The organism is Ahniella affigens, from assembly GCF_003015185.1.
Taxonomy (GTDB): Bacteria; Pseudomonadota; Gammaproteobacteria; order Xanthomonadales; family Ahniellaceae; genus Ahniella; species Ahniella affigens.
On sequence record NZ_CP027860.1, the window covers coordinates 4952899 to 4970844 of the forward strand.

At 59.2% G+C, this 17946-nt stretch carries 14 protein-coding genes; 9 read left to right on the plus strand and 5 right to left on the minus strand.

Annotated elements, in window-relative coordinates:
• Window positions 1-193 precede the first annotated feature (193 nt).
• The gene (locus C7S18_RS19105; protein ID WP_170113363.1) at window positions 194-1204 is read right to left on the minus strand and encodes an SRPBCC family protein; all 1011 of its coding nucleotides are present in this window, start codon (window positions 1202-1204) and stop codon (window positions 194-196) included.
• A gap of 127 nt (window positions 1205-1331) precedes the next feature.
• Between C7S18_RS19105 and C7S18_RS19110 the strand changes: the two genes are divergently transcribed.
• From C7S18_RS19110 to C7S18_RS19130, 5 genes are all read left to right on the plus strand, one after another.
• The gene (locus C7S18_RS19110; protein WP_106894109.1) at window positions 1332-2183 is read left to right on the plus strand and encodes a lysophospholipid acyltransferase family protein; all 852 of its coding nucleotides are present in this window, start codon (window positions 1332-1334) and stop codon (window positions 2181-2183) included.
• Complete coding sequence (locus C7S18_RS19115; protein WP_106893066.1) at window positions 2180-3196, plus strand: YheT family hydrolase; 1017 nt, start codon at window positions 2180-2182, stop codon at window positions 3194-3196. The genes C7S18_RS19110 and C7S18_RS19115 overlap by 4 nt, the downstream gene beginning before the upstream one ends.
• A 74-nt stretch (window positions 3197-3270) precedes the next feature.
• Window positions 3271-4215 (plus strand): conjugal transfer protein TraF, encoded by a 945-nt coding sequence (gene traF, locus C7S18_RS19120; RefSeq protein WP_106893067.1) that lies wholly within the window; start codon window positions 3271-3273, stop codon window positions 4213-4215.
• On the plus strand, window positions 4215-5648 hold the full coding sequence (locus tag C7S18_RS19125) for a conjugal transfer protein TraH (protein ID WP_106893068.1): 1434 nt from the start codon (window positions 4215-4217) through the stop codon (window positions 5646-5648). Before traF ends, C7S18_RS19125 begins: the two co-directional genes overlap by 1 nt.
• A gap of 3 nt (window positions 5649-5651) precedes the next feature.
• Window positions 5652-8843, plus strand: coding sequence for a conjugal transfer protein TraG N-terminal domain-containing protein (locus C7S18_RS19130; protein WP_106893069.1), 3192 nt, complete (start codon window positions 5652-5654; stop codon window positions 8841-8843).
• Window positions 8844-9230: 387 nt separating this feature from the next.
• On the opposite strand, the gene C7S18_RS19135 is transcribed toward C7S18_RS19130, so the two are convergent.
• The 3 genes from C7S18_RS19135 to C7S18_RS19145 all read right to left on the minus strand — a co-directional run bounded on the left by C7S18_RS19135 (window position 9231) and on the right by C7S18_RS19145 (window position 11498).
• Window positions 9231-9509 (minus strand): hypothetical protein, encoded by a 279-nt coding sequence (locus C7S18_RS19135; RefSeq protein ID WP_106893070.1) that lies wholly within the window; start codon window positions 9507-9509, stop codon window positions 9231-9233.
• Window positions 9510-9748: 239 nt separating this feature from the next.
• Window positions 9749-10465: an orotidine-5'-phosphate decarboxylase gene (pyrF, locus tag C7S18_RS19140; RefSeq protein ID WP_106893071.1), complete on the minus strand. Its 717-nt coding sequence runs from the start codon at window positions 10463-10465 to the stop codon at window positions 9749-9751.
• 7 nt (window positions 10466-10472) lie between these two features.
• Window positions 10473-11498 carry a 5'-nucleotidase, lipoprotein e(P4) family gene (locus tag C7S18_RS19145; RefSeq protein WP_170113364.1) on the minus strand — a complete coding sequence of 342 codons (1026 nt, stop codon included), beginning with the start codon at window positions 11496-11498 and terminating at the stop codon, window positions 10473-10475.
• Window positions 11499-11681: 183 nt separating this feature from the next.
• Here C7S18_RS19145 and C7S18_RS19150 point away from each other — a divergent pair, with 183 nt between their 5' ends.
• The 4 genes from C7S18_RS19150 to C7S18_RS25415 all read left to right on the plus strand — a co-directional run bounded on the left by C7S18_RS19150 (window position 11682) and on the right by C7S18_RS25415 (window position 16759).
• Window positions 11682-12884 (plus strand): TMEM43 family protein, encoded by a 1203-nt coding sequence (locus C7S18_RS19150; RefSeq protein WP_106893073.1) that lies wholly within the window; start codon window positions 11682-11684, stop codon window positions 12882-12884.
• 12 nt (window positions 12885-12896) lie between these two features.
• Entirely contained in the window at window positions 12897-13589 is a 693-nt protein-coding gene (locus C7S18_RS19155; protein ID WP_106893074.1) for an AIM24 family protein, read from the plus strand.
• 134 nt (window positions 13590-13723) lie between these two features.
• Complete coding sequence (locus C7S18_RS19160) at window positions 13724-14902, plus strand: hypothetical protein (RefSeq protein ID WP_106893075.1); 1179 nt, start codon at window positions 13724-13726, stop codon at window positions 14900-14902.
• Between the two features lie 1194 nt (window positions 14903-16096).
• Window positions 16097-16759, plus strand: coding sequence for a glycosyltransferase family 2 protein (locus tag C7S18_RS25415; protein WP_106893076.1), 663 nt, complete (start codon window positions 16097-16099; stop codon window positions 16757-16759).
• Window positions 16760-16819: 60 nt separating this feature from the next.
• Here C7S18_RS25415 and C7S18_RS19170 read toward each other — a convergent pair whose 3' ends face one another.
• A complete protein-coding gene (locus C7S18_RS19170) occupies window positions 16820-17698 on the minus strand; it encodes a hypothetical protein (protein ID WP_106893077.1) in 879 nt (292 codons plus the stop codon).
• Between the last annotated feature and the right edge of the window lie 248 nt (window positions 17699-17946).

Consider the following 17946-nt stretch of genomic DNA (forward strand, 5'->3'; position numbering starts at 1 on the left):
GCGAGACGCCAAGCCACCACCCACTGGCACCAGATCGCGGCGCACCCGACTGCCGCGCAGCCGACCGCGACCGTCCGCACACCTCGGCAGGCGAGGTGAGCAGGCGGCTTAGGTCTAGGGAATCAGTCCACATCGTCTGGGCATTGTGACCCGAGCACGGGTCACTGCGCGTGGCAAAGGTCACGCCGTGACCTTATTCAAACGGCACTAAAATCTGTGTCTGGAGCTGCTCGACCGGGGTATTCGCCGGATCGCTGACATAAATTTCGTAGCGGCTGCCCACTTCGGTCAGTTTGTGCACGGCCAGATACGCCTCGGCAAGCGCATGCGTTTTGGCGAGATCGTCATAGCTGCCGACGTGCTCAAAGCGCAGCGCCTTGCCGCCAAATGACTGTGTCGCGACGATCCGGCCGGTCGGGGCGGCGTCGTTTTGGATTGCCGGAATCGAGGCCTCGAAACGCCAAGTATCGCCACTGTGACCGAGGATCTTGGTATAAACCGGACCCGCTTGCTGAATCCCATTCGCAGCCATGAAGGTCAGGATTTCGCCGTATGCAGCGGTAAGCACTTCGGTACTGCTCGCTGCATCGACACCCGCTTCCGCGGCGATGGCGTAGGCCGGCAGCGGGCTCAGATCAACCGTTTCGACCGTCGCTTTGGACACGTCGACATTGGGCAGCGCCTCCGCCACTTGCTTCAGCTTGGCCAAGCCCTTCTCATAGTCGGGTGCGACCATGCTGGGAATCAGAAGCCCGAACCAGCGCTCCACAATGCCGTGCAGGTCGGACTTGAAGCCCCAATTGACCTTGGTGCCCGCTCCTTCCGCACTGAGCTGAACATACGAATTCGCCTGGCCTTGGTCACCAAAGTCCAGCGCGGTCTCGACCCGCTGATTCGGGGTCAGGGCCGTGATGGTCTGCGAGCCCTTACCCACGCTCGGATCATTGCTGGACCAAGCAAATTTGCTGCCGACCGCATTGGTCGGGCTGCTGAGCTCGTACGTCGTCGCCGGATCCAATTCTGCCCACGGCGACCACTCGTTGAAGCGTCGATAGTCCGACACGAGTGGATAAACCACCGAAGCCGGTCGATCGATGACGATCGAGCGCTCCATCGACACCGAGCTCGCCAGCAGGAAACTGCCCGCAACCACAACCACTGCGAGACCCAACAACCCGATCACCAAGAACTTGAGCAACTTCATGAATTCCTCCCGGAGCATTCGCAAAAAGGGCGGCAACCTGGGGCAGGTCCGCCAGGCCGTCCTCTCTTATGCCGAATTTCACGCTGGTTTTCAAATTCGAGCCAAGTTGAGTACAGTCGGGCAGCTCATGTCCGACCTGCCACCCGATTTCAGCCACTCCCCGATCCGGCGCTTTGTGCGCTACGGGTATCGGCTGCCCATGCTGATCTGGCACCTGTTCGTGCACCTGCCGGTCGTGCTGTTTCTGATCAGCCCGATTGGCGCCAGCATGCGGACGGCGTCCGGCGAACGGCTGGACCACCGCGCCATCCGCTGGTGGCAGGGCAATCTGATGCGCGTGTTCGGATTTCGGCCGCGCCGGATTGGCGAACCACGCGGGGGCACCACATTCTTCGTTGCGAATCACTGCTCCTGGCTGGACATCACGCTGTTGCACAGCCAGCGTGCGGTCAGCTTTGTCGCCAAGGCCGAGATTGCCCGCTGGCCGGTGGTGGGCTGGCTCGCCAGCCGCGCCGGCACGATCTACCACCAACGCGGCAGTAATTCGTCCTTTGCGCGGGTGGCGGAGTTGATGGTTGTACGACTGCAGGAAGGCGCCGATGTCGGCGTGTTTCCAGAAGGCGGCACCGGCGCGGTCGATCATGTTCGCACCTTCCACGCCCGCATTTTCCAGACGTGCTACGACGCCGACGTGCCAGCACAGCCGGTGGCGCTTCGCTATGCGCGGGGCGCCGAACCGGCGCGCGAAGTGGCGTTCCGGGACAACGAGAGCTTCTTCGCGAACTTCTGGCGCTTGCTTGGCAATCCCGGCTGCGAGGCCGAGGTGCATTTTCTGCCCATCATCGCGCCGAACCCGGAAGGTCGGCGCAAGATGTCGGACCAGGCGCGTCGCCAGATCATTGCAGCGCTGGCGTTTGCCACGCCGGATGCCGCGGGCGAAGCGGCCAGCGATGAACTGGACCCGTTGCTCGAAAAATGACGCGCCCCAATTCCGAGCCAGAACGCTTTGCGCCGAAGGGCTGGTTGCGCAACCCGCATGTGCAGTCGGTACTCGCATCGAGCGGGCTCAGACGATTCGTGTTTCGGGATCGCATCAGCCCTCTGCTCGCGTCGTCGAAGGAAGAAATGCTCGACGTGGGCGAGGCCAAGCTTGTCGCGTATCTGAATCTGCCGGCGCAGGCGCCGCGAGCGCTCGTCGTGCTGATTCACGGCTGGGAAGGCAGCGTCCACTCCACGTATATGCTCTGCCTGGGCTCGTGGCTGCTGGCGCGGGGCTTTGCGGTCTATCGCCTCAATCTGCGTGATCATGGTGATACGCATCATCTGAACGAAGGCATCTTCCATTCGAACCGCCTGAACGAAGTGGTGCAGGCGGTCAAGCTGATGGGGCAACGATTTCCGAATCTGCCCTTGGTGATGGGTGGCTACTCGCTGGGTGGCAATTTTGCGCTGCGTGTCGCGCGCGCGGCGCCAGAAGCGGGCATTCCGGTTGACTATGTGTTCGCAGTCTGTCCGGCGATTCATCCGCCGCACGTGCTCACGGCACTCGAATCCGGGCCCAGCATTTACCATGACTACTTCATGCGCAAATGGCGGCAGTCGCTGATGCTGAAGCAGCGCCACTTTCCCGAAGCCTACGACTTTGGCTGGGCCATCAAGTCGGACATGCGCCATCTCACGACCGGCCTCGTGCAGCGCTACACCGACTATCAGAGTCTCGACGAATACCTGAACGCGTACTCGATTGCGGATGACCGCCTGGCGGGGATCCAGGCCGACGGTGTCATTCTGACCAGCGAGGACGATCCGGTTTGTCCGGTCGCCGATTTCCGAAACCTGAAACTGCCCGCACAGCTCGAGTTGTTCATCGAGCGCTACGGCGGTCATTGTGGCTTTGTCCGTGACTTCAGCCTGGATAGCTATGCCGAGCGCTTCATCTCGCTGCGGCTGAAGGCGCGCTATCCGAGCCTGGGCGACGCCAGCCCACGCTGAGTCACGTCCGTTTGCCACGAAAATCGTTGGTATTGCGCGGGAGCGTTGCTCCGACCGCAGCCTAAAGTGCTGCCATGGACAAAACCTGGACCCTGATCTGCTGTCTGCTCGCTGCCAGCTTGGCGCATGCCGGGCCCGGTGCGCGTGTGCACGAGCAGGGGTGGTTTTATTACGAACCGCTCCCGCAGCCCAAGCCACCTACCCCACTCAAGCCACCCGTCGCGGTGCCCGGAGGCAGGGTCACCACGACCGTCCCGCTTGGTTCGGCCTGGCTCCGCAAGAACCTGCCGCTGTACCTGGATCGCGCAATGGATCAACCCACACTGGCGAATGTGCGGCGCTATCGTTACCTGGAGCGGCTTGCCATGGATCGCAGCAGCGCTTACAGCGATGCGAGCGCCCGGTTGACGATGCTGGACCCGCTGCTGGATGAGCAGTCGGTCAGCCCGATCACCGCACTCGCGAAAGCAACCCGGCATCGCGAACAAAGCGCGCGTCAGCAACAGGTGCTCGGCCAAGTGGCCCGTGATGCGGGGCTTTGGTTCTTTTTTCGCTCCGACTGTCCGTATTGCCACGCGCAGACGAATGCGCTGCAAACCCTGTCGCGACTCTACGGCTTCAGCATTCTGCCGATCTCGTTGGATCATCGACCCTTGCCATCGGGCGCGTTTTCCGAATTCGTGCCTGATCAAGGTCAGGCCGCCAAGCTCAATGTCAGCGTCACCCCGAGTCTCTTTCTCGTGCATCGCGACGGCCGTGTGTTGCCGCTGGCGAGCGGACTCCAGACGCAGGATCAGTTGGTCGACCGAATTCTGGAACTCGGGCACACCCTGGGTTGGATCGCCGCCGCCGACTACGACGCCTTGCGCGCGCTGCAGAACACGGCGCTCGACGATCTCGCAGCAGGACTTGGACCAGCAGAAGACCCGGACCAACTGATCGACGCACTGATCGAGCAAGGCGCCGATCGGATTGGGCGCGGCACCCCGATTTCCCCCATCACGAAGGAGACGCCCTGATGCGCCGGATTCTGCCGTGGCTGCTCATGTTGCTGACCGGCCCAGTGGTTGCCGAGGGCATGGACACGCAGCTCGCCAACACGTTCCACTCCATGACCACCACGACGAACCCACAATTCAGCAGTGAAGGCCGACCCACGGCAACGCTCGGGTCGTTCAGCTATCGGACACCCGTGGTTCGACCGCAATTGCTGAGCTATGACCCGCCCCGTTTCAGCGGCGGATGCAGTGGCATTGACTTGTATGGCGGCTCGTTCTCGTTCATCAGTAAGGAAGAGCTGCAAGGGCTGATGCGGCAGATTGCCGCGAACGCCAAGTCGTATGCGTTTAACTTGGCGCTCGGTGCGGTCTGCAACAAGTGTCTGCAGATCATGCAGAACCTGCAGGACGATGTGCAGAAGCTCAATCAGATGATGAAGTCGTCGTGCGACATTTCGCAGGCGCTCGTCAATTCGGCAGCCGACCCGATGGTGGCGCAGATGTCCGGCCGCTTCAAAGAAGGCGCCCAGAACGCGCGGCAGGGTGGCACCGTCAGCGACCTGTGGGCCTCGATGAATCAAGGCTGGGGCAAAGAGTCCACCGAGGCCGCGTTGGCGCGCGAGAATCCCGATGAGTTCGCCCGGATTCAACCCGGCAACGTGGTGTGGCGACTGCTCGGCGAACACGGGCTGGCGAGTTGGTTTCCCGATCACGATGACGCCCTGAAAACTGACATTCAGAGTTACCTTGGTACCGTGATTGTCTGTGCGCCGAGTGATGCCAGCGCGTGCACAGAAGGCGAGGCCGAACCCGACGATCGACCGAAGGAAACCCGGCTGCGAAAACTTGAGGGCGTGCTGAGCCTGGAGGAACTCGTGCTTGGAGCCGAGCTCGGGTCTGGGCAAAGCTCGGAAATTCGCTGCGACGATGATGACGCGTGTTTACGGCCAACCGTGCAGATACGGCCGACGCCGCGCATCGGCCTCAAACGACGCATTTTGGATGTGCTGCTGGGCAGCGCCGACGGCAGCCAGGCCGGTTATATCAAACGCGCCCGTTTTGCATCGGCCGAACTCACACCCGCCGAGCGCGCCCTGCAAAGCAACGCACCGAGCCAGATGCAGGTCCTCGATCAGGCGATCGGAATCAGCGAGCAGACAGCGGCACAAATGGCCGATGTGATTGCAGAAGCGATGGCCTTTGAAATGGCCAGTCGATTCTTGCAACAGGTCGCCGCGACCATCCGACAGGGTGCAAGTGATGTGGGCGCTACGGAGTCTGCGCAGTTGATGGCGTTGGTCGCGAGCAGCGAGCAGCGCGCCCAACAAGATACGGCGCGCATCAAGACACGGCTCGACTTGCAAGCGCAGGTATTGCAGGGACTCGTGCAAAGTCTGCAACTCGCGCCGACGCCTGATTTGCGGGTGGTCGCGCCTATGGCCCGGAGGCCTTGAGCCATGTTCGGGTTACAGGTGGATGGCGATTCAATGTGGACGATCTATTCGATCGGCGCACCGAGCTTCATGCATAAAGTGTTTACCGCGGTGGCACTACTCGGTGAGGGCGGCGTGCTGATGCGGATGGGACAGATTGGTTTTCTGGTCGGATTGTTCGTGTTGATCTACAAGATCGCGACGGCCGCGGGCTCGCTCGGCGATCTCAAGCAGTCGCTGCTGGCTGGCGTGATCTTCGCGGCCATGTTCGGTACCTCGACGAGTGTCAAGATTGTCGGCATGGTGCCAGGTCCGGCCGGCTATGCGAACGTGTACGTCGTCGACCACGTGCCGTGGGGCATTGCTGCAATGGGTGGCATCATCAGCGGCACCGGTGTGTATTTGACGCGGCGCATGGAAACCGCGTTCCGCGATGCGGACGCCATTCCCGTTACGCAAGGCGGGTTTGGACGCACAGCAGAAATCCTGGCCTCGGTGCGCGACATGGCCGCCGAATCGATCCCAAATACCTTGCCCGCGTACAGCTACTACCGGATGTCGATGATCCACTATCTGCGCGACTGCGCGGTGCGGGCCCGGCACTTCGAAGTGCTCGGTGACCACAGCATCGTCCATGCGCCAGACCCATTGAGCGCGATCCGCTTCGAGAATGGCATGTATCGGACGCAGACCTGGCTTCGCACCCTCACGGGTGCGAGTGAACAGATCAGCTGTCCGGATGCCCATGATCTGCTGAGATCCAAGCGTCAGGACATGTTGGCCAGCATGGATCCGGCGTACCAACAACGCTTTGGTCACGATGCCAGGGATGCGCTACAACGTGCGTTCGCGTCGCTCGCATCGCAGGATGCCGAAGCGGCGCAGAAGTACGTTTCTGGCGCGATGATCAACGCGCTCTGGATGGAGGCTGCCAGCGGGTCCACGTTTGGCAGTCATGGCAACAACACGGTTGTGATGATCCGTTCCGCGCTGGAGCAGCAACGGGTGCAGTGGTCGACTGAGGAATCAATTTTCGTTCGGACGATGCGCCCGATGATCGGGTACTTCGAGGCATTCTTTTATGCCCTGAGCCCATTCATTGCGTTCCTGATTGGGCTCGGCGCGATGGGCCTGAGAATGATCGTCAAGTATGTGTCGCTCACGTTGGCGGTGTCGCTCTGGATGCCCATCTTGGCAATCACTAATCTGTATCAGATGACCACGCTGCAAGACTTCTTTCTGCTGCAAGAACGTATCGCCGTGCAGTCGGGGTCCGGCCCGTTTTCTTTGAGCAATAGCCTCGCGCTCGTCGACCAAGCCACCGGCGCCGTGGCCTTGGCGTCGATGATTGCCGCGGCGACACCGATGCTGACGCTCACGTTGCTGTTCGGCGGTGCCGTCGCAGCGACGAGCCTGTTCAGTCGCCTGCAGGGCCAGGACCATATCAACGAGAAGATCGCGATGCCGGACCCGACCAGCGTGGGCGCGGTGTATCAGGCGAATGCGGCGTTTACGGGGAATGATGCCTACGGTGCGCGGCAAACGGGTCAGGAGGCGAATGCCATCAAGTTTGATGTTGGCAACCAATTGCAGCAAACGGCGATGTCACTCCGGAGCAAGAGCGAACAGAGTGCGCAAGAGGCCAACGACATTTGGAGTCGCAATCTGGCGCGGTCGACGGCACTCCAACAGCAATTTATCTCAGCATTCGATCGGCAACTGAACGAGAGTATTGCGTTCAATTCCAACGAGGGCGTGCAATGGCTCAAACAGCATGGTTGGTCCAATGATCGGATTGCCGCGGCAGCCAAGGAGAACGCCGATCAATCGACTTACGGCGCCGAGGCGAACTTAAGCGGCCAGGCAAGTGTCAGTCGCGTCGCAGGCCTATTGGCGAGCGGTCTGTCGCTGTTGTCTCGCACCGCCGGCCAGAAGGCACAAACGGTCATCGATTCGGTTGCGAAAGTCGCCGATGTGTCATTAAGCGGTGGCGTTGGCTATAGCGCTAGCGAGACGCAAACCGAGAAGACGTCGAGTCAGGTCGCACATCGAGACACCCACGGGCGGACCGAGGCTGAAGAGCGCGCTGTGTTGCTGGTGCGGCAGCATGCAGCAGCCAGCGCCATCCGCGATACGGCGCAGAACGCGGCTTCCTTGGGCGTGACGAGCCAGGACACGTGGCAGCTGTCAAACAGTCTGAAGAAGGTCGAGCAGTCGGGAACGGCCTATCAACAAGCCGCGAACAATTCGGCTACGTTCGGTGTTGGACAGTCCATCAGCGCGCTCGCGGCAAGCCGGAATCTTGCCGCGGATCCAGCACGCGCTGCGGAAGCGGAACAACTGGCACGCGCTCTGGGCAGCGACAGTGCCTTTGAAACCAATTTGAGTGCGATCCGGCGGGGGGGCATGCTCGGAATGCCGGAAGACGAATCGCAACAGTCGGCCATGGCATCGCTATTCACGTTGGCTGGAATCGGACCGGGCGCGGCGATCACATCAAATATCGAGGGATTGTCTGGGCTCGGATCAGACCGGCTGGAGGCATTGTCCTATGTAGTTGGGCTGACCCGGGGCGTGGCTCAGCCTGCACTGCGCGCCGAGGCACACGAATTCAGTGGGCTCCGAGTGATCGATGCAAATACTGCCGAAGCGAATGTGGTCGATATGAAGCGAGATTTCGATCCCGGCGACCGCGCCGGCCTGCTGTTGGGTGTCGAGAAGCAGAAGGCCAAATCGGAGGATGCGCAAGCCGCCTTTGAGCGCGACAGCGCCGCCACTGAGGAACAATATGAGCGGAATAAGTCCGCACTCCGTCAAGTCGCGAATGCCTCAGACGCCGTTGCAGGTGGTCAATCGTTGATCACGGTGGCGGACCAGTTTGCCGAGTACAACACGGATGCGGTGCACCGGTCGGTAGGGCCGTTGGCGGCGTACGCGGTAACGCCAGCTGCGACAACCAATGACGTGAAGTACGTCGTGGACCAGGCGGCAGCATTGATCAGCGACCATGGCATGTTGCCGGATCACTCGTCACCACGCGGCGTGATTCCGAGCTTAAGCGGTTCCACTGCCGTAGAACATGCACCATCCAGCGGACCCGATACCCAGCGTCCGGTGTCATTTCTGGAGATCGTCCTTGAAGGCGCGCCGAGCAGCGCCGATGACGTTCGTGCTGACGCCGTCTCGAGAACGCATCAATCCAACACAGAACACTGAGTACCGATCGCGATTTAGGCGATTAGCGCTCCGTTCTTCTGACCAGCCTGCAGTCGTCAAGCACGCTTAAGCCCGTCGGTTTGTCTGCCCAAGACACTTGGGTGCGATGCCCGTACTGATCGCAAGTAACCCCCTCCCCGGGCCCTCCCCCGCGCTCGCGGGGGAGGGAGTCGACTCCCTCCACGCGAGTGGGAGAGGGCCCGGGGAGAGGGCTACTTGCGACACTGCGCCGCTGTAAGAATCGCGCACTGTCGCCGACAGTTTGATGCGCGAATAAGCGCACCTTCGGTGCGACCGTAGCTCCCACGTGAGTGGGAGTCCAGCCGCACCGAAGGTGCGCTTATTCGCGAATCAAACCATTGTCCCGAGCCGGAGGTAGCGCTCGGGCTACTCGCCGTCATGCCAGCGAAACAGATCGTGTGAGAACGGTTGGAGTTTGCGGTGCAACCTCTTTGGCGTCATCCCGACGAAAGTCGGGATCCAGAATACTTGCGGCACCGCGGCCAGATTGCCCTGGGTCCCGACTTTCGTCGGGATGACGACAAAAATAATGCCTTGGGTGATGTTTGATGAGAGCGGGATGGGGAGAGGGCTACTTGCGATGGTGCAGGACCGTTGGCTGATCAATGCCAAAGCGGGCGCAATAGTCTGATGCGCAACCAACATGCAGCCGGGCGTTCCACGGCAGCAAAGTGGTCAAGCCCATTTTCTACCCGCGCAAAAAAAATCAGATGATCCGAGGATCATCTGACGGGACCGGCTAGGCCGGAGGGGGAAGCGGGCGCTAGGTATCGCTTATTTGTTTTGCGTTCAACGTGATGGCGAAATCATAACCTAGCGCGCATTGCTATTGCAATACCTGAGATAAAACTCGTAAGCATTTGTTTTATAACAAAACAGTGATCTCAGACCGCAAAACACTGCGCAATGGTCGCTTGAATCGCTCCCGCCGCCGCCGCCGGATCGGCCGCCTGACGAATCGGGCGGCCCACCACAATGTAGTCAGCCCCAGCCTCAAAGGCCTCGGCCACGTCCACCGTACGCTTCTGGTCGTCGACATTACCAACCGGGCGGATGCCTGGGCAAACGACGATCAACTTGTGGTCGACCCCGGCGCGCAATGCCGGCACTTCGAGGCCCGATGACACGACCCCATCGCAGCCCACCGCGAGCGCGGCTTTCGCGCGGGACAACACCAGTGCCTCGGCATCGCAGGCAAAGCCCAGGCTGGCCAGATCGCGATCGTCCAGGCTCGTCAGTGCGGTCACGCCCAGGAGTTTGATCTGGCCTTTGACCTGCGCTGCGGCTTCGAGCATCGCGTTGTTGCCGTGGATCGTGCAGAAGTCGACCGGGTAACGGGTCAGACCCTTCACAGCCGACGCGACGGTGGCCGGCACATCGAAGAATTTCAAATCGACGAAGACTTTCTTGCCACGCTCAGAGAGTTCGCCGATCAAGCGGAAGTAGTCGCCGCTGGTCAGAAGCTCCATGCCGATCTTGTAGAACCACACTTGGTCGCCGAGCCGGTCGACCCAATGCAAGGCCTCGTCTCTGGTCGGCACATCGAGCGCAAACATCAAGCGCTCGCGCACGGGAATGTCGAGGTTACGCGTCAGACTCATGGCGGCCTCAGTGCTTGCTTTCGAAAGAACCATCGGTCTTCGGTTCAGCTGGTGGCGCGTCGAGCTGATCGTCCACCCAGGTTTCGATATTGCGCTCCCGATCGAATTTGGTCGGATCCTGGTCATCGTTCCGGAATTTCGCGAGGGCGCTGACCCAGGAACCGTAAGCCGGGTTCGGCAGCATGAACCAGCGCCGACCCCATTGCGTATCGCCCTGCTCGGTCTTGACCAGATCGACGCGCTGCTGTGGTGACACATCCACGCCATCGACAAAATCACCGAGGTTGTCGCCAAACAGCATCGCGACCCGGAATTGCTGGGCAACACACATGCGCCGCGGGCCCTTTTCCTTGCTGCCGTCCTTCTCGCCCGCGCCGAAGCCGCGGAAGATCACGTTGGCACCGCCATCGAGCACCGGAAACCCTTCGGCGATCAACGTTTGGACGACCGGGGCACGCTGATCCTCGCGCCGGTTGGTCACAAAGAATACGGTCACGCCACGCTTCGCGGCCGCGGTCAAGAATTCGCGGGCAGCCGGATAGGCCTTGGCCTTCTTCTCGTCACCCCAGCATTCGAAGTAGGCTTCGTTGAACGTTGTCAGCCGGTTGCGGAGACCGCGGGCATTGAACGCGTCATTGTCCAGAATGGTCTCGTCAATATCGACAATGATGGCCGCTGGTTTGCCTTTGCCCGTCGCGCCCACTTTGGTTTGCTCAGACAACGCGAGCGCCTGGCTGGGGTCTTTCAGCGCCGCCTCCAGCTGTGCCGCCGCGCCTTGGTAGACACTCTGAATGGTCGCATCCGATTCAATTGCCTGCTGCAGCCATACCGCGCCCATCGTGCCGTTTTTCGGTAGAAACGTCTCGGCCGACGGCTGATAGCTGCACGCTGGAATCGGGTAGTTCGCGGGCGCGGGCGCGGCGGCGACACAGTCACGCACTGCGCTGATCCGAAGAGCCAGCGCATCAGGCTTCGTACGCGGGACACACGCGGTCAGAACGAACAACAGAGAAACGAGCAGGACGGGGCGCATGCGGACTCCAAAGATCGCTAGGGCCGACATTCTAGCAGGCGCATTCCGACCGTCCGGTGACACGGATACGCCCACCCACTTTCGGCCAGCCCGATTCACGCACCTTGCGGCGCCGGCTGGCTTGCTCTGCCCTGACACCTCGGCGACACTCACGACTTCTTGACCGATCTCCGGGGAGTCATCGTGGCGGACAAATTTTCAGTGGTCACCCAATCAGGCTTTGGCAGCCGCTTCGGCAATTCGATCAAAGGCATGATCGTAGGTTTTGTGTTTTTCGTCGGCGCTTTTCCGGTGCTGTGGCTGAACGAGGGACACGCGGTGTCCGTCGCGAAATCACTGGAGGAAGGTGCTGCGACAGTGATCAGCGTGATTGCGGATTCGTTGAACGCCGACAACCAAGGCAAGCTCGTGCACGTCAGCGGCAAGGTCGAGTCGAACAGTGATCCGACCGACCCGATCAGCGGCGTGACTGTGAGCGGCCTGGGCCTGAAGCGCGAAGTGGAAATGTTCCAGTGGAAGGAAAAGAAAGAGACCGAGGAGGTCAAGAAGGTCGGCGGCGGCACCGAAAAGCGCACGACGTATTCGTATTACAAGGATTGGGAAGACGAAGAGGTTGACTCTGACAATTTCGAGTACGAATCCGGCCACGAAAATCCCAGTGACTGGCCGCTCCGGTCGGAACGATTCTTGAGCGAACGCGCAAGCCTCGGCGCGTTTGTGCTGGGCGACCAGGCCCGCGAAGAATTGGGCGGCTGGGTGGACCTCAACGCCGACCGCGCCATCGATTTTCCGGACCAGTTCGAGCAGTTTCAGAAGTCCGGCGATAGTGAGTATTACCACGGCCAGAACTCCCGCGATCCGCAGGTTGGCGACTTGCGCGTGCGCTACCGCGTGCAGCCGGAAGCCGACTACAGCGTCGTCGCGAAGCAAGACCGCGAGGTCTTACTGCCCTTCACCACCAGCAATGGCCGTGACTTGCTGCTCGTGGAATCCGGCAAGCAAACGGCTGCGCAGATGTTTCAAGCGGCCCAGGATCGCAATGCCATGTTGACCTGGATTCTCCGCGGCGTCGGCACCTTTGTCATGTGGATCGGCCTGATGACCATCTTCGCACCGATCACTCGTGTGTTGGACATCGTCCCGTTTCTCGGCAATCTCGCCGAGAAGGGCGTTGCGTTGATCAGCGCGGTGATCTCGATCTTCTTGTCCGTCGTCACGATTGGTGTTGCTTGGATCTTCTATCGCCCGCTGCTGGGTGGCACGCTGGTGGTGCTGGCCGTGGCGTTTGTCATCTGGATGCGTCGCGGCAAGTCTGCAGCTGCCCAGCCCAATGTGCCACCGCCGGCGCCGCCGATGGCGCCACCACCGCCACCGCCAGCACGTTAAGGACCGCTCGTCATGACTGCACAGACCATCAAAGACTTTCTGAGCCAGAACGCGGGCGTCGAAACGCCCGAGCCTTGGGAGCTCGAAAACCCCCGGATCCTCGAGATCAAGCTGTTCAATCAGCGCGTTTGGATGAAGGCTGGCGCCATGATTGCGTATCGAGGCGGCCTGAAATTCGAGCGCGAAGGCGCGTTTGAACACGGCGCCTCGCGCTTCTTCAAGGAGATGCTGACCGGCGAAGGCGCGAAGCTCTCCAAATGTACGGGCTCCGGCCGCCTGTATCTGGCGGAAGGTGGCAAGCGGATCAGCCTGATCAAGTTGGAGAACGAAGCCATCACGGTCAACGGTAACGATTTGCTGGCATTCCAAGATGGCATCAAGTGGGACATTCGGATGACCCGAAAGCTCAGCGGCATGGTTGCCGGCGGTCTCTTCAATTTGCAGTTGGAAGGCAGCGGCCTGCTCGCCATCATGACCCAAGGCCAACCGCTGACGATGCGCGTCAAACCCGACAGTCCCGTCTACACCGACCCCAACGCCACCGTATGTTGGTCGGCCAATCTGCAACCCGATTTCAAGACCGACATCAGCTTCAAAACCCTGATTGGTCGCGCCAGTGGGGAGTCGGTGCAAATGGCGTTCAAAGGCGATGGGTTTGTCGTCGTGCAGCCTTACGAGGAACAGGCGTTTCAGGCGCCGCGGTGAGGGGGTTTGGCGCAACAGCGTCGACTGCGCCCTGCCCGCCCGACTGCCGCCAATCCTCAGAAAAACCCCATGTTTTCGCGGGATGCCTGCCCCTGCCTTGACGATACGTTACAATCCCGGTTCAAGGATCGCGTATGCGTCACATCAAAGGCTTCTCACTCGTCAGCTTGGTCATCGCCCTGGGCCTGGTGTCTATCGCCGGTGTCCTGGCCATCCAGTACCAACTCCGACAATCCCGCGCCCGCCTCGCCCAAACGTGGATCGAAGCCCAAGCCCGCGAAATGGATCAGATCGTCGCCGCAGTGCGGACGTGGACAAACACCCCAAGCAACGTGGCGAGCTGGGCGAATGACACGCGTACAGGGATTGGCTGCGATACGCTGATCAATGCAGGGCTGCTGCCGACGGCGTTTGGGCGAGACGGGACGTTGTGTAAGTCGCCTTTTGGGACGGTGTATACGATCAATGGCATAAAGAACTTCGCCGATACCACCCTCGCACAAGGTCGGGTTCGGGCGATCATTTTTGCTACGGGGCCTGCTCCTAATCCCTATTCCACGGGCGCACTTCGGCGAATTGGAATCCCCAACACTAGCAACGGCATTCAAGGCATCGCAATGCGCACAGCCATCACCCTAGCCGAACGTAAAATCCCGGCTGGATGGCTTCCCGCCGGCGGCACAACCGCGACCGGGGCTGGGCGTGCGTGGACGAAAGCGCTAGCAAATTGGCTCGGTACCGCACCACCTCAGGCTACGGCCGTAGCGCTCGTTGGATTTCCCGATATCGGCGGGACGCTCGAACCCACAGGCCCGACTCGGACCTGCACAAACGGCGAGATAGTGCGAGGACTTTGCAGCGGCAACCTTCTATGCCAAGCAGGAGGTGCCGGGTGGACGCCGCCAACCTGTCCCGCAGGCAAAGTCAAAGTCGCAGAGTTCCCTCATTGCTTAGCTTCTAATGTCTTTCAGTACAACACTGGACTCGGCTCGTCACTCATACTGGGCACACGTGAAATAGACCTTGGACAATCAAGATCGTATCAGGACTGTGCAGCGTTCGCCGCCGAATACAATCCGGACGCCAATTCTGCTGAGTACCAGTCCTACCTAGACGACTGCAAGGATGATCGCGACATACAGTACGAAACCACGATTTATGTCGACGGCCCACAACCCCCAAACTACTGCGGACTGGTTTTTCACGACTACTTGCCCAATCCGAACCGACCCGGCACTCGCCTCTTGACTGTGTCCTACAACACCTGGGGCGCTCCGCAAGCTCGTGACATCATATGCGCAACTTGCCAGTAACTCTCGCAATTAGGGGGCTGATAGCTTCCCTGCTTTTCTTGTGGATGCAAGGTGCATCCGCAGACCTCGTTCTGTTCAGGCAAAGCACACCAATTTTCCCCATACTCCCCGAAACTGGAGGCTACTTCGACCCGTCGCAACCTGGGACAGGATTGATGCTAGAAGTTGAAAAGGGCGGCTATACATTCGGCGCCTTTTTTTACTATGACGCCGCAGGTAGGGCAAAATGGGCAACCGCACAGGGGCCGTGTGTTCCAGCGTCTGAACACGTGAGAATGACGTCTGGGGTTATCTGCAAAGTTACGCAGGCTGAAATGTATGAATTCGCGGGCGGCACCTGTTGGGGTTGCCCGTGGACACAGAATTCTCTCATTCCGAGCTCTGATATGACATCTGGAGTCGCAATAGAGTTTGTTTCACCTACGCGCGGATTGTTGAGAGCCTCGGAAACAGCACTTCCCCTTGAGCGACTTACAAATGCCTTTCCAGGGCCGTCCCTCGCGCAAAGGGTTTCTGGCCGGTGGAAGAGAACTAGATATCGGATGGCTAGGGATTGCCCAGATTGCAGTGCTTTTCCGGTAGAGCAAGACCTCGGAATTATGCAGATTGCACCTGCAACACAGAGATTCCGGTTTTTGAGGACACCTTCGCCAGTTCCCTCCGTCGCAACAATTCCCTTTCCGAACGACGATGCATCGCAGTTTGAGATAAGGTGCATTGACGACGCTGGAAATCCTTTTGGTTGCGAAGGATTCGCTCAGGAAGGGGAGACTGTTTCCAACCAAGTCATCTACTTGGAACCCGGTAGCGAACAGTTACGTTTATTTGTTATGTGCACCAATGCCAACATTCCGAACTGTGAAATCTTTGAAGGCCCGATAGGGAACTTGGTTAGACGAAATGCAATCAGTGGACGAGCAGACTTCTACTTATCAGGCGAAAGCTTGATACTAAGAGGAACGACAGTCGAAGCCGGTCAATTCGTCATTCAAAGAGAAGAGGTTTGGAAAAAGCTCAGCGACAAAGTTGCGGTTCCAATTGGAACTCCTTGGCCCTTTTAGAGCCGTTGCTAGTATAGAACGTGGGTCGTACAGCAAACCCCTTAGCAGCTACCCTCGACAAGAGTTGATCCAGATTTCTTCTTGGCTTTGGTACGCTCTCAATAGCTCTGGAAAATTTGAAGGCTCCGAAACAATGGCTTCGCCCACGTTTTCAATAGTCATTCCGCATTACGACAGGTCGGTCTCTGACTCAGAGCTGGCCCGCAGCCTCAGATGCCTGTCGAGTCAGACGTTCAAGGATTTCGAAGTGCTGCTCTTTCACGATGGTCCCGAGCAGAGGCCGCTACCAGATCCGCGCGACTTCTCTTTTCCGATTGCCGTGAGGGCTACAGAGACCCGTGCAGGTGACTGGGGGCATTCGCTCCGCGAGATTGGGATGAAAGCAGCAAGGGGCAAATACATATTGAACCTAAACGCCGACAATGTGCTCTACCCGAGGGCACTAGAAGTAATTCACTCAGCATCTCGCGCTCCAATTGAGCCCGCCCCGATGTCTGAGATGATTGACAATCCTGACGTTCTAGTATTTGCAATTGTGATGAGAGGGCGATGCTTTAATGGTCGAATCGGATTCTGGCGAGATCGAAAAGCGACACACCGAGGGATAATAAGCACCGGCATACCGCCACTTGCAGACTACATCGACTGTCTTCAGGTAGTAGCAACACGTTCAGTCTGGGAACGTGTGGGCTGGTGGCATGACAAGTCCGAAGCATCTGATGGAGTCATCCTACCGGCAATGATAGAAAAGTTTGGTGCTCGATACATCCCGGCAGTCTTAGGGGAACATTGGTAAGTTCCTTCGTATTATCACCAAGCTCATGTAATTGGAGAGTCGCTGTGCAGCGCATAGCCTTCAACAAACCCTCTGCCGGATCGCCGAAAACGCGGCATAGTACTGACTGAACCCCTGCTCTCGCATTGCGATTTTTAGGGCATCACTCAATACTGCTTCGTGTTTGTACTGATTGAGTGCCGTGGCTGACCAGGCACAATCGAACGTGTTGTACGCCCTTACGCGCCAGCTTGGCTCCAGAGTCAGAATCAACGAGGCGATTCGTTCCATCAGAAACACCTTCCGCTGCACGCCACCCGGATACTGAGTCGGGGACGTCAATGACGCTCGCAATGCCTCGAATTTAGGCCCCTTTTCGCCTTCGCAAAGTGCGAACAGTTTTTCGTTGATGTCGATCCAGCGCCGCCAGAAAGGCTTCTTGGCTACGAAGTAATTCGAGAACACGATCTGCCGAGAATCCATGACGATCTTGCTGAGATCGGCATTTACACCGATCGCCCCGAGAAACGCCTGACTCGCTGCGATGAAGCCAGGTTGAAACATCTCTTCCTGTTCAAATGGCGATAGAAAGAACGCACCCATGTCTGCTTGAGGACTGAAAGTGACGACATCCACCGCTGGTGCGCTCGATTCGACGAACGCAGTCACTTGGCTTGGCGTCAATCCGGTTTTTTCCTTGAATCGGGGCGAGAAGAACCCAAACCAGGAATCGTCGTCAACCGCAGCGCCTTGGAGATGACCTTTCAGGAACCGACGGATCGGCCAGTACTCCCGCCAATCACTTCGCTCGTTGTCCGAGTGGTCCATCAACTCAAATCCAGCAGGCACGTCGGCACGCGTCGCTTCGTCATACGCGATGTGAAACAGTCTGAGGGGTTTCGGTGTTCTCTGCGATGCATTGACATCGCGCCATTGCAGTCTCGTAGTCGAGTTGGACATGCTCACATCGATTCCTCCTTGAGTCGTGAGAGGCTGCGAAACAGCCCCAAGCTCCGGTCCAACGTAGATGGTGCGGCGTTCACATTCTGTGTGGGAATGCTCGATTGCGAAGGTCGCGCACCATCGCTTTTAGAGACCATTCAGGTTCTCCATCAATGCATGCGGCCTATTGTGCTGTCAGCACCACTTCCAATGGCACGCGACACGGCCGACGCTCGCTCTGACCTTCATTTGCGCTCAATTCTGGG